This window comes from Rheinheimera hassiensis, from assembly GCF_022436675.1.
Taxonomy (GTDB): domain Bacteria; phylum Pseudomonadota; class Gammaproteobacteria; order Enterobacterales; family Alteromonadaceae; genus Alishewanella; species Alishewanella hassiensis.
In genome coordinates this window covers 44,747-56,124 of record NZ_JAKUJZ010000001.1, presented here as the reverse complement: position 1 = coordinate 56,124, position 11,378 = coordinate 44,747, and the positions used below count along the sequence as shown (strand labels likewise).

Genomic DNA, 11,378 nt, shown 5'->3' with positions numbered 1-11,378 from the left:
ATTCAGCTTCCTTTATACAATGACGGTGCGTCAGGATCCGGCCGGGTTTTAAAGCGCCGGTGTAACCACATATACTGCTCAGGTGCGCGCAGCACCACCTGCTCTACCCATTGGTTTACCCGTGTCACATCTGCTTTGTCATCGCCGGTTGGAAACGGGGCCAGCTTTGGCTGTACTTCTATTTCATAACCCTGGCTGCCAGGCAGGCGACGGGTAATGACCGGTATTACAGCACAGTTGGCGGCATTGGCAAATAGTAACGTACCGGTGGTTGATGCCGTATCTTTAACCGCAAAAAAGGGCACAAATTCGGCCTTGGTGCGGCCATAGTCCTGATCCGGCAGGTAGAAGCACACTTCACCCTGATTCAGTGCCCGGATCAAGCCTTTTACATCGCGTTTGCCTATCATGTATTTATTGCTTTTGCTGCGGCCGTGGTACGTCAGGTAATCCAGCAAGGGGTTATTATGGGGCCGGTAAAAACCAATACTGGGGTGGGTCAGGCCAAAAGCCCGGCATACACCTTCCAGGTGCAGTACATGGGGGGCAAGTAATAGCACTCCTTTACCTTCAGCCCGCGCGGCAGCGATATGCTCGTAACCCTTAAAGTGGGCAATGCGGCGTATGCGCCATTGCGGCCACCACCAGCCAATCACGGTATCAAACAGCGCTCTGCCGGTTTCAGCAAAATTTCGTTTTACCAGTGCTTGTTGCTCACTTGCAGGCATCTGAGGGAAGCATAATTCAATATTGCGCAGTGCCACCTTACGGCGGGATTTAAGCACTTTAAACAGTACGTGGCCAAAGCCTGACCCCAAAACCATCAACAGCCGGTAAGGTAACCAGCTAAGTAGCCATAACAAGGCTGCGCCTGACCAGATAAGCCAGTACTGCGGTAGCAAAAAACGCCAGTTAAATTTTGGGGCCTGAACCACGCCATATCCTCAACAAAAAATAATGCGCTATTGTAACGAAAAATGACGGAGGGAATAGTGAAAACTGGTAAGAGGTTCACCGCAGGTGCGGTGAACCTGGATCAGATTAGTTAGTAAGAGCTTGGTTAACTGCTGCTAAATCTTGCTCAGACAGGTTACCTGCAGCTTGTTTTAATTGCAGCATGGTAACGATATAAGCATAACGGGCACCTGATAAATTACGCCGCGCTTCAAACAGGTTACGGGTACTTTGCAGTACGTCAACTATAGTACGTGTACCTACTTCAAAACCTGCTTCAGTGGCATTTAATGCACTCTCTGCTGATACTACGGCCTGCTCTAGCGCACGAATAGACGAAATCTGTGCATTTACGCCGTTAAACGACACGCGAACCTGGCGGATAACTGCACGGTGATTCAGTTCCAGAGTCTGGCCTACTTCAACATAGTTAGCTTTAGCGACTTCTACCCCGGCTGATACACCACCACCGCTGTAAATAGGTACGTTCAGGTTAATACCTATGTTGCTGCTGTCTCCACGATCAAAGCCTGATGCTTTCTCAGTACCCAAAGTCGCAGTTAGCCCCAACGTTGGGTAGTGGCCGGCACGGGCCAGGTCAATATCTTTATCCGCGATATCCAGCAACACTCGCTGGCTTTTCAGTACAAGGTTATAGTCTTGAGCCAGAGTAACCCAATCTTGCACCAGTGAAGGTGATGGTGCACCTGGGGCAAATTTATCAGTGTTTAGCTGGGCTAAATCGTCATGGTATTGGCCGGTTATTTCGCGCAGAAACTCGCGGGTATTTTCCAGCTCGTTTTCTGCAGCTATTTCGCGTGCTACTGCACTGTCGTACTGCGCCTGTGCTTCATGTACGTCGGTAATAGCCGTTAAGCCAACAGCAAAGCGCTGTTTAGTTTGTTCTAACTGGCGCTCAATGGCCCGTTTTTCTGCTTGGGCAAAGCCCAAATCGTCAGATGCGCCTAAAACATTGAAGTAAGCATCGGTTACCCGCACAATCAGGTTTTGCATTTCACTGTCATAAACTGTCTGTACTTGCAATGCAACCTGCTCAGCCCTGGATAAACGTTTCCAGTCTCCCCAGTTGAACAGTGTTTGGTCTAAATTAATGCTGGCAGAAGTGGTATTCGGGCCATCAAAACTACGACTTGTTTGATCGCGACGGCCAAAACCGGCAGTGGCAGTAACGCTAGGCAATAACGCTGCACGCGAGACATCAATACTCAGTGCGGCTGCATCGCGGGTGGCTGCGGCGCGTAATACCGTAGGATCTTTTTGTACGGCCAGCTGATAAATTTCCTGCAGATCTGCTGCAGTGGTTTGCAAGCTTAGCAAACCGAAAGTGGAAGCTAATAAGGTGCTTATTAAGGTTTTTTTCATTTTTACCAATCCTGGCCAACTAAAAGGAAACTGCACGAATAATACTCTGTTACTGTAAACTAAGTAATCATTAAACCGTAAAGTTACACGCAAGAGTGTAACAGAATGTGAGTGCAGTCATGTCTAAATTCAACTCTGGCCAGTATCCTTCATTTGGCCATCAGGATCTGGAAATTCTCGACAAAACCACGGTTTTTCAGGGTTTCTTCCGCTTAGAACGTTACACCTTACGTCACAAGTTGTTTAATGGCAGTTGGAGCGGGCCTATTGTGCGTGAAATATTTGAGCGCGGCCATGCAGTTGTAGTGTTGCCTTACAATGCCCAAACGGATGAGCTGGTATTAATTGAGCAAATTCGTGTCGGTGCTGCAGCGAGCAGCCATAGCCCCTGGCTGCTTGAGGCGGTTGCCGGTATGATTGAGCCCGGCGAGAGTGCTGAACAGGTAGCAAAACGTGAAGCTCAGGAAGAAGCAGGGTTAACAATCGACGAACTTTGGCCTATGCTTAGCTACTTATCCAGCCCGGGGGGCACTACCGAACGTATTCAATTGTTTTTAGGCCGCATCACGCAGCCGGTACAAGCGGGTGTTTTTGGCCTCGCTGAAGAGCATGAAGATATTAAAGTGCATGTGGTGCCGCGCACCTTAGCAATGCAACTGTTGACTGAGCAAAAAATTGATAATGCTGCCAGTGTCATTGCGCTGCAATGGCTGGCACTTAATCTGGACAAAGTAAAACAAGCCTGGGGAGGCTAGTGTGTGGTTTAAACGCCAGAAATATGTACCAAAACTACCGGATTTTCTGGCACTGTGCGAACGCAATTACGCCCAGTTGAACCGCTACATGGCTGAGGATGCAAAAACTGGCCAGGCTACGGTCATTCAGGTATCAGAGCAGCACAGTTACCGCATAAGCGTGACGGAAGTGGCGCGCTTTACCACCACATTGCACATTGAGCTGACAGATGAGCGCGAGTTTTACTTTCGCCCCAGCTTTGTGGTGCGGCTTTACCATGATGCGCGGGTAGCTGAAGTGCTGGCCTGTCAGCAGATCAGTGGTTTTAAAGCCCGTTACGATTACCCTAATCTGGATATGCTGCTACCGGATGAAAAACGCCAGATTAACCTGCTGCTGCGTGACTGGTTGAAACTATGCGCTGACCAGGGCTATATAAACCGGGAGCTGGCGTTCGCCTGATGCAGTACCGCTTTAGCCCGAAATCTGCATACCATATTGCCCAGCTGAGCGACTGCCACTTGCTGGCAGCCTTTGATGATACCTATCAGCAAATACAACCTGCCGTGCATCTGGCGGCTATTGTCGATACGCTGATAGCAGAACAACCCGATGCCGTGCTGCTTACCGGCGACCTTACTCAGGATCACAGCGCTGCATCTTACCAGTTGCTGGCTCAATTGCTGGCGCCACTAAGCTGCCCGGTGTTTTGTTTGCCTGGCAATCATGATGACTTAGCGGCACTGAATGCATTATGCCAGCAAGCGCCGTTCCGGCCTGAGCGCAGCCTGCAAATGCCGCAGTGGCAGTTGCTGCTGCTTAATACCAAGGGGCCGACTCCGGCCGGTATTTTCCCAGTGGCGCAGCAACAGTGGCTGGCAGAGCAATGCCAGCAAAGTAGTGCGCAGGCGCTGTGGCTGTTTTGTCATCATCACCCGCGGCCGCTTAACTGTTTTATTGATAAACACGGCCAGTTAGATCAAACCGGGCTGTGGCAGGCTATAGCGACCGAGCCCCGTATTCGAGGCATTGCCCATGGCCATGCGCACTATGCTTATCAGCGCCGTGAGCATGATATTGATATTGTTGGCTGTCCGGCCAGCTCAGTGCAGTTTTTACCAACCCCCGACTGGCAAACCGTAAATGGCGGGCCGCAGTGGTGTGACTGGTTTTTTGCTGCCACGGGCGATGTATGCTGGCAGTTCCGCCAATTGGATTTAACCGCGAAGACGTGAAAAATGAATAAAAAAGTAGTGTATTTACATGGTTTTGCCAGCTCTTCCTTGTCGGAAAAAGCGGTACAGACAAAAGCATTTTTTCAGCAGTATTACCCGCATACCGATTTTAGTGCGCTGGATTTACCCTATGAACCGTCAGCCGCACTGGCGCTTATTCAACAACATATTGGTCAGCAGCGTAATGTGGCCTTAATTGGCAGTTCGCTGGGGGGCTTTCTGGCTACCTGCATTGCCGAGAAAATTCATTGCCGCGCCTGCCTGATTAACCCGGCGGTGGCACCACACACTGTATTAAATCAACATTTGGGTCGCTATTATCATCCGGTACTGCAACAGCATTATGATGTAACAACGGCACATATGGCCGCACTGGAGCAATTAATGCCGGTAAGGTTACAGCAGCCACAGAATTATCTGGTGCTGTTGCAAAGCGGTGATGAAGTGTTAGATTACCGCTTGGCGCTTGATTACTATCAGGGCGCCGAAATAAAACTGAGCGAAGGTGGCGATCACAGTTATGTCGGCTATGCCGCGCAGCTTGCGACTATTGCCAATTTTTGCCAACTCGCGTAAAACGCGCTTAATCCTATCAGCCAGTGACCGAGACTATGACATCACAACAGTACAACGCCGATTCGATTGAAGTGCTGACCGGGCTTGAACCCGTCCAGCGTCGCCCCGGAATGTATACCGACACTACCCGACCCAATCATCTTGGCCAGGAAGTTATTGATAACAGTGTCGACGAGGCATTGGCAGGCCATGCTGATACCGTGCAGGTGATACTGCATGACGATCAGTCGCTGGAAGTAATAGATAATGGCCGTGGTATGCCGGTAGATATTCATCCGGAAGAGGGCGTTACCGGCGTAGAGCTGATTTTCTGCCGCCTGCATGCCGGGGGTAAGTTCTCCAATAAAAACTACCAGTTTTCCGGTGGTTTACACGGTGTGGGTATTTCAGTAGTTAATGCATTGTCCAGCCGGGTAGACGTTACTGTGCGTCGTGACGGCAATATTTATGAAATGGCGTTTGAGCATGGTAATAAAGTAGCCGAGCTCAGCATTACCGGTACTGTAGGTAAGCGTAACACCGGCAGCCGGGTACGGTTTTGGCCTACGCCATCGTATTTTGATTCGCCAAAATTTTCCGTCAGCCGCATGCTGCATGTATTAAAAGCCAAGGCGGTATTATGCCCTGGTTTAACGGTGAGCTTTGATGACAAAGTAAACCAGCAGCAATATCAGTGGTGTTATCAGAACGGCATCAAAGATTATCTGGCCGAATCGGTAAAAGACTATATCTGCCTGCCAGAGCAGCCGTTTACCGGCAGCTTCAGTGCCAGTACCGAGGCAGTGGAATGGGCGCTTTTGTGGTTGCCTGAAGGCGGCGAGCTGGTAACTGAAAGCTATGTAAACCTTATTCCTACAGCCCAGGGCGGCACCCATGTTAACGGTTTACGCCAGGGCTTATTAGAGGCACTGCGCGAGTTTTGCGAGTTTCGTAACCTGTTACCGCGTGGCATTAAGCTGTCGCCGGAAGATATCTGGGATCGCTGTGCTTACATTTTGTCGCTGAAAATGCAGGATCCACAGTTTGCCGGCCAGACTAAAGAGCGTTTGTCGTCGCGCCAGTCGGTGGCTTTTGTATCGGGTATTGTTAAAGATGCCTTTAGCTTATGGCTGAACGAGCACACTGATATTGCCGAGAGCCTGGCCGATTTTTGTATTAACAACGCGCAAAAGCGGCTAAAAGCAGCAAAAAAGGTGGTGCGTAAAAAGATTACTTCTGGCCCGGCTTTACCCGGCAAGCTGGCAGATTGCTCCGCACAGGATCTTAACCGCACAGAGTTGTTTCTGGTAGAGGGCGACTCGGCCGGAGGCAGTGCCAAGCAAGCGCGTGATCGTCAGTTTCAGGCGGTAATGCCGCTACGTGGTAAAATTCTTAATACCTGGGAAGTTGAATCGGGCCAGATCCTGGCTTCGCAGGAAGTACATGATATCTCTGTTGCTATAGGCATGGACCCGGACAGCGCTGATTTAACCGCGTTAAGGTATGGCAAAATTTGTATTTTAGCCGACGCCGACTCCGACGGTTTACACATCGCCACCTTACTGTGTGCCTTGTTTATGCGCCATTTCAGCAGCCTGGTGGCGGCCGGCCATGTTTATGTCGCCATGCCGCCGCTGTATCGCATTGATATCGGCAAAGATGTGTATTACGCGCTGGACGAAGATGAGAAAAATGGTGTGCTGGATCGGATAGAAGCCGAGAAAAAGCGCGGCAAGGTTAACGTTCAGCGCTTTAAAGGTCTGGGTGAAATGAACCCGTTGCAGTTGCGTGAAACTACCATGGACCCCAATACCCGGCGTTTAGTGCAGCTTACAATAGATGATGTGGCACAAACGATGGAGCTGATGGATATGCTGCTGGCGAAAAAGCGTGCCACAGATCGGCGCGACTGGCTGGAATTAAAAGGCGATAAAGCCGCCATTACTGTGTAGGCTGCTGTAACAATAATAAGGCGCTATAACGGTGACAAAACACATTACGGTAATACTTCTTGGCAGTGCTCTGTTGTTTAGTCAGGGCTTGTTTGGTGCACAACTCCCTGCCTGGCTGCAGCAAGTTGCTGAGCAGAAACGGCAACAGCCAGAACAGATGCTGGCGTTACTGCAGCAGCACCAAGCCGATTTGCCAGGTTTGCCAGAGCCGGTGCAGGCGCAGTGGTACGCCGAACAAGCTGCATTGCTTGCTGCCCTGGGGCGGCACCAGGAACAGCAGCAAGCGGCAGAGCAGGGGCTGGCGTTGTTAGGCGAGTTGCAATCGCTGTCGAAAGTAGAGCTGTTATATGCGCTGGGTTTTGCCAGAGAAATGCAGGCAGACGACGTTAGCGCTTTACAGCATTATGAGCAGGGTATCGCACTGGCAACCTTGCTGGATGATGAAAGGCTGATTTTACTCGGCCAGATTAACCAGGCTGCGGTGTTTAGCAACCGGAATCAGAATCAGCAGGCGCTGGCATTGTTAAAAGATACCTATCAGCGGGCGCAGCGACTGGACGATACCGAGGTACTGGCCGAGGCTAACGCCGAACTGGGGTTGCTTTATGCTTCGCTGGCTTATGAGAAAGACGGTATAGCGTTACTGGAAACCGCGCTGACATTATATGAGCAGTTGGGGTGGCAGAAAAATCAAATCACAGTGTTGTTTAATCTGGCCCGTACCTACGGCTTTTTAGAACAATACGAATTATCGCTGCAAAACTATAATAAAATGCTGCAAAAAAGCCAGCAGTCGCAAGATATGGTTAATTTGTATCATGCTTATCTTGGTCTGGCGATCACTAGTAGCCAGAGTAATAGTGGTGATGCGGCATTAAGCTATATTGCCAAAGCAGAGGAATATCTGCCCCTGCTGCAGTCCACCGCACACATGTCTACCCACTACTACGAAAAAGCGCTTATTTATCAAAAATTAAAGCAAAGTTCGCTGGCTATGCAGCAGTTAATATTATCTGAGCAAAGCCTCAACAGCGAAGGGGTTGAAGATGACAGTCCAATCCGGCTCAGCATTATGTACCTAAAAGCCGAGCTGCAAGCCGAGCAGGGCCAGTTTGACCGGGCTTACCGGCAGCTGCACGATTTTGTTTTACTGTTTCAGGATGTGCGTAACAAAGAAAACGAGCTGGCAATAGAGCAGATGCGGCTTAGTTTTGATCACGAGCAACAGCAGCAACGCAACCGCTTGCTGGTGCAGGACAATGAACTAAAAGCGCTACGAATAAGCCAGGCCGAGCGCGAGCGCCAGGTGCAACTGCTGTGGCTCAGTATTCTGGGCTGTTCAACCGTAATTCTACTGATTTTATTGCTGTGGCAACTAAACCGGCATAAAGCGAAAAACCGCTCTGCGGGCAACAATGCCCCGGAGCAGACAGGATAAGCTATGACAGAAACCGTAATTTCACATGATGGTATTGAGCAGTTACCCCTGCGTCGTTTTACCGAAGAAGCCTACTTAAATTACTCTATGTACGTCATTATGGACCGGGCGTTGCCACATATTGGTGATGGGTTAAAACCGGTACAGCGGCGTATTATTTATGCTATGTCTGAGCTGGGTTTATCGCATCTGGCCAAATATAAAAAATCGGCCCGTACGGTCGGTGACGTCTTGGGTAAGTTTCACCCGCATGGCGACAGTGCCTGTTACGAAGCCATGGTATTAATGGCGCAGCCGTTCTCTTACCGTTACCCGCTGGTAGATGGCCAGGGTAACTGGGGTGCACCGGACGATCCGAAATCTTTTGCGGCTATGCGTTACACCGAGGCCAAATTATCGCGCTTCTCAGAAGTGTTGTTGTCTGAACTCGGCGCCGGCACGACCGACTGGCTGCCCAACTTTGACGGCACGCTGGAAGAGCCAAAAGTATTACCGGCGCGCTTGCCGCATATATTGCTTAACGGCATTACCGGTATTGCTGTGGGTATGGCTACTGACATACCGCCACATAATGCGCGTGAAGTGGCGCATGCCTGTGCTGCCCTGTTGGATAACCCGCAAAGCAGCGTGACCGATTTAATGCAATATGTAAAAGGCCCGGACTACCCGACCGATGCCGAAATTATCAGCCCGGCGCATGAGCTGGCAGCCATTTATGAAACCGGCCGTGGCAGCGTAAAAATGCGCGCAGTGTACAGCCAGGAAGATGGCGATATCGTTATTACCGCACTGCCGCATCAAACGTCCGGCTCTAAGGTGCTGGAACAGATAGCCGCGCAGATGCAGGCGAAAAAACTGCCAATGGTCAGCGACTTACGTGATGAGTCGGATCATGAAAACCCCACCCGTATTGTGATAGTACCGCGCTCAAACCGCATTGATGTTGAGCAGCTAATGCAGCATCTGTTCGCTACCACTGATCTGGAAAAAAGCTACCGGGTTAATATTAATATTCTTGGCCTGGACCAACGGCCACGGGTAAAAAACCTGCTGGAAATTCTGACCGAATGGTTAACCTTCCGCCGTGACACCGTGCGCCGGCGTTTGCAGTACCGGCTGGACAAAGTGCTGGATCGCATGCACGTGTTGGAAGGTTTATTAATTGCCTTTTTAAATATTGATGACGTGATCCGCATCATCCGCACCTTTGATGATCCTAAAGCCGAGCTAATCGCCTTTTTTGGCGTAACCGAGCGCCAGGCCGAAGCCATTTTAGAGCTGAAATTACGCCATTTGGCCAAGCTGGAAGAAATGAAAATCCGTGGCGAGCAGGATGAGCTGGCCAAAGAGCGTGACAAACTACAGGGCATTTTAGGCTCTGAGAAAAAGCTGACCAAACTGATTCGTGATGAGCTATTGGCCGATGCCGAAAAATACGGTGATGAGCGGCGAAGCCCGATAGTTATGCGCGGCGAAGCCAAAGCATTAAGTGAAAAAGAGCTGTTACCCAGTGAGCCGGTTACCATAGTGTTGTCGGAAAAAGGCTGGGTGCGCTGTGCCAAAGGCCACGATGTCGATGGCAATGCATTAAGTTACAAAGCCGGTGATGCCTTTAAAGCGCTGGCCAGTGGCCGTTCAAATCAGCTGGCGGTATTTATTGACTCATCCGGCCGTAGTTTTGCCACCGAAGCGCACGAGCTGCCCTCGGCCCGTGGCCAGGGCGAGCCATTAAGTGGCCGCTTTGCTGTAGTGGCAGGCGAGAGTTTTGATCATGTGCTGCTGGGTGACGAAAAACAGGCATTATTACTGGCCTCTGATGCCGGTTATGGCTTTGTCGCCGAATACAGCGATTTACTCAGCCGTAATAAAGCCGGTAAAGCGGTATTAAGTTTGCCGGTGGGGGCCAAAGTGCTGCCGCCGTTAGTGGTAAAACAGCCTGGAACGGATTTGGTGCTGTGTATTTCTAACGAAGGTCGCATGCTGGTGTTCCCGGTAGCCGACTTACCTAAATTAAGTAAAGGTAAAGGCAATAAGTTGATGTCTATACCCTCTGCCCGTGCCGCCAGCCGTGAAGAGTATGTTTGTCAGTTGGCAATAGTGCCGGCTGATGGCAGCGTAACCTTAGTGGCCGGTAAGCGTAAATTGGGCTTAAAAGCAGACGATTTAGCGCATTACCATGGTGAACGTGGCCGGCGTGGCAACAAATTACCGCGTGGCTTGCAGCGTATTGATGAAGTACTGGTTAACCCCGGCGCTGATATCAGCAGTGATCAAACCAGCACTACCGACTAAAGCCGCTATACTGGGCGCCTTTTTTATGGCGCCTTTTTTTGTGCCAGCGACAACAGCCACCTATGGTGGCAAAGCGGAGATAGCAGTGATAGCGGTAGTAAGGTTAATTTTATTGGTGCTGTTCTTTATTATCAGTACAGTTGCGGGTTTGCTGATTTGTTTGGTGCGGCCATTTCACCCGAATAATGTCTATATTTTTTCCCATTGGTATGGCGGAATGTCGCGCATTTTAGGTATTAGCGTAGAAGTTCGCCGCCATAGCGCTATCGACCCCACCAAGCCCTATGTTTATATTGCTAACCACCAGAATAACCTCGATTTATTTACCATCAGTAATGGTGTGCAGTTACGTACTGTCACTATTGGTAAAAAAAGCCTGAAGTACATCCCGTTTTTTGGCCAGTTGTACTGGCTTAGCGGTAATATTCTTATCGATCGGCAAAACAAAAGCCGGGCGCTGGGCGCGATGCTCGGTGCTGCCGAGCGTATCAGCCGCGATAATATCTCGGTGTGGATGTTTCCTGAAGGCACGCGCAGCTATGGCCGCGGTTTATTACCGTTTAAAACCGGTGCTTTTCATATCGCGCTGGAGGCAAAGGTGCCTTTGGTGCCGGTATGTATGAGCAGCACCCACGGCCAGTTTAAGCTAAACCGCTGGAATAACGGCAAAGTGATTATAGAGCTGATGGCACCGGTAGAGCTGCCAAAAGAGCAACTGAATATCCGCCAGTTTGCCGAAAATACCCACCAGCAGATGCAAGACAAAATTGCTTTACTTGATAGCGAACTGGGCAACGACTACACTGCCAGAAATATTGCAGCTAAAGAGTAATT

The 11,378-nt window shown here is 50.2% G+C and carries 10 protein-coding genes; 8 read left to right on the top strand and 2 right to left on the bottom strand.

Annotated features, from left to right (window positions below; genetic code table 11):
* Window positions 1-2: 2 nt before the first annotated feature.
* The gene (gene lpxL, locus MJX74_RS00245) at window positions 3-935 is read right to left on the bottom strand and encodes an LpxL/LpxP family Kdo(2)-lipid IV(A) lauroyl/palmitoleoyl acyltransferase (protein WP_240219846.1); all 933 of its coding nucleotides are present in this window, start codon (window positions 933-935) and stop codon (window positions 3-5) included.
* 106 nt (window positions 936-1,041) lie between these two features.
* On the bottom strand, window positions 1,042-2,337 hold the full coding sequence (tolC, locus tag MJX74_RS00240; RefSeq protein ID WP_240219844.1) for an outer membrane channel protein TolC: 1,296 nt from the start codon (window positions 2,335-2,337) through the stop codon (window positions 1,042-1,044).
* Between the two features lie 119 nt (window positions 2,338-2,456).
* Here tolC and nudF point away from each other — a divergent pair, with 119 nt between their 5' ends.
* From nudF to MJX74_RS00200, 8 genes are read left to right on the top strand one after another with little or no spacing between them, the layout of a single operon-like run.
* Complete coding sequence (nudF, locus tag MJX74_RS00235) at window positions 2,457-3,092, top strand: ADP-ribose diphosphatase (protein WP_240219837.1); 636 nt, start codon at window positions 2,457-2,459, stop codon at window positions 3,090-3,092.
* 1 nt (window position 3,093) lies between these two features.
* Complete coding sequence (locus tag MJX74_RS00230) at window positions 3,094-3,534, top strand: DUF1249 domain-containing protein (RefSeq protein WP_240219836.1); 441 nt, start codon at window positions 3,094-3,096, stop codon at window positions 3,532-3,534.
* The gene (locus tag MJX74_RS00225; protein WP_240219834.1) at window positions 3,534-4,307 is read left to right on the top strand and encodes a metallophosphoesterase family protein; all 774 of its coding nucleotides are present in this window, start codon (window positions 3,534-3,536) and stop codon (window positions 4,305-4,307) included. Before MJX74_RS00230 ends, MJX74_RS00225 begins: the two co-directional genes overlap by 1 nt.
* A gap of 3 nt (window positions 4,308-4,310) precedes the next feature.
* Window positions 4,311-4,883: a YqiA/YcfP family alpha/beta fold hydrolase gene (locus MJX74_RS00220; RefSeq protein WP_240219833.1), complete on the top strand. Its 573-nt coding sequence runs from the start codon at window positions 4,311-4,313 to the stop codon at window positions 4,881-4,883.
* A gap of 35 nt (window positions 4,884-4,918) precedes the next feature.
* Window positions 4,919-6,814 carry a DNA topoisomerase IV subunit B gene (gene parE / locus MJX74_RS00215; protein ID WP_240219832.1) on the top strand — a complete coding sequence of 632 codons (1,896 nt, stop codon included), beginning with the start codon at window positions 4,919-4,921 and terminating at the stop codon, window positions 6,812-6,814.
* A 31-nt stretch (window positions 6,815-6,845) separates the two neighbouring features.
* Window positions 6,846-8,252 (top strand): tetratricopeptide repeat protein, encoded by a 1,407-nt coding sequence (locus tag MJX74_RS00210; RefSeq protein WP_240219831.1) that lies wholly within the window; start codon window positions 6,846-6,848, stop codon window positions 8,250-8,252.
* 3 nt (window positions 8,253-8,255) lie between these two features.
* Window positions 8,256-10,544 carry a DNA topoisomerase IV subunit A gene (gene parC / locus MJX74_RS00205; protein WP_240219830.1) on the top strand — a complete coding sequence of 763 codons (2,289 nt, stop codon included), beginning with the start codon at window positions 8,256-8,258 and terminating at the stop codon, window positions 10,542-10,544.
* Complete coding sequence (locus MJX74_RS00200) at window positions 10,483-11,376, top strand: 1-acylglycerol-3-phosphate O-acyltransferase (RefSeq protein ID WP_240219829.1); 894 nt, start codon at window positions 10,483-10,485, stop codon at window positions 11,374-11,376. Before parC ends, MJX74_RS00200 begins: the two co-directional genes overlap by 62 nt.
* Window positions 11,377-11,378 lie beyond the last annotated feature (2 nt).

Coding starts and splice junctions, on each gene's coding strand:
- tolC (WP_240219844.1), bottom strand. CDS start 2,337: ATGAAAAAAACCTTAATAAGCACCTTATTAGCTTCCACTTTCGGTTTG.
- nudF (WP_240219837.1), top strand. CDS start 2,457: ATGTCTAAATTCAACTCTGGCCAGTATCCTTCATTTGGCCATCAGGAT.
- MJX74_RS00225 (WP_240219834.1), top strand. CDS start 3,534: ATGCAGTACCGCTTTAGCCCGAAATCTGCATACCATATTGCCCAGCTG.
- MJX74_RS00220 (WP_240219833.1), top strand. CDS start 4,311: ATGAATAAAAAAGTAGTGTATTTACATGGTTTTGCCAGCTCTTCCTTG.
- parE (WP_240219832.1), top strand. CDS start 4,919: ATGACATCACAACAGTACAACGCCGATTCGATTGAAGTGCTGACCGGG.
- parC (WP_240219830.1), top strand. CDS start 8,256: ATGACAGAAACCGTAATTTCACATGATGGTATTGAGCAGTTACCCCTG.
- MJX74_RS00200 (WP_240219829.1), top strand. CDS start 10,483: ATGAAGTACTGGTTAACCCCGGCGCTGATATCAGCAGTGATCAAACCA.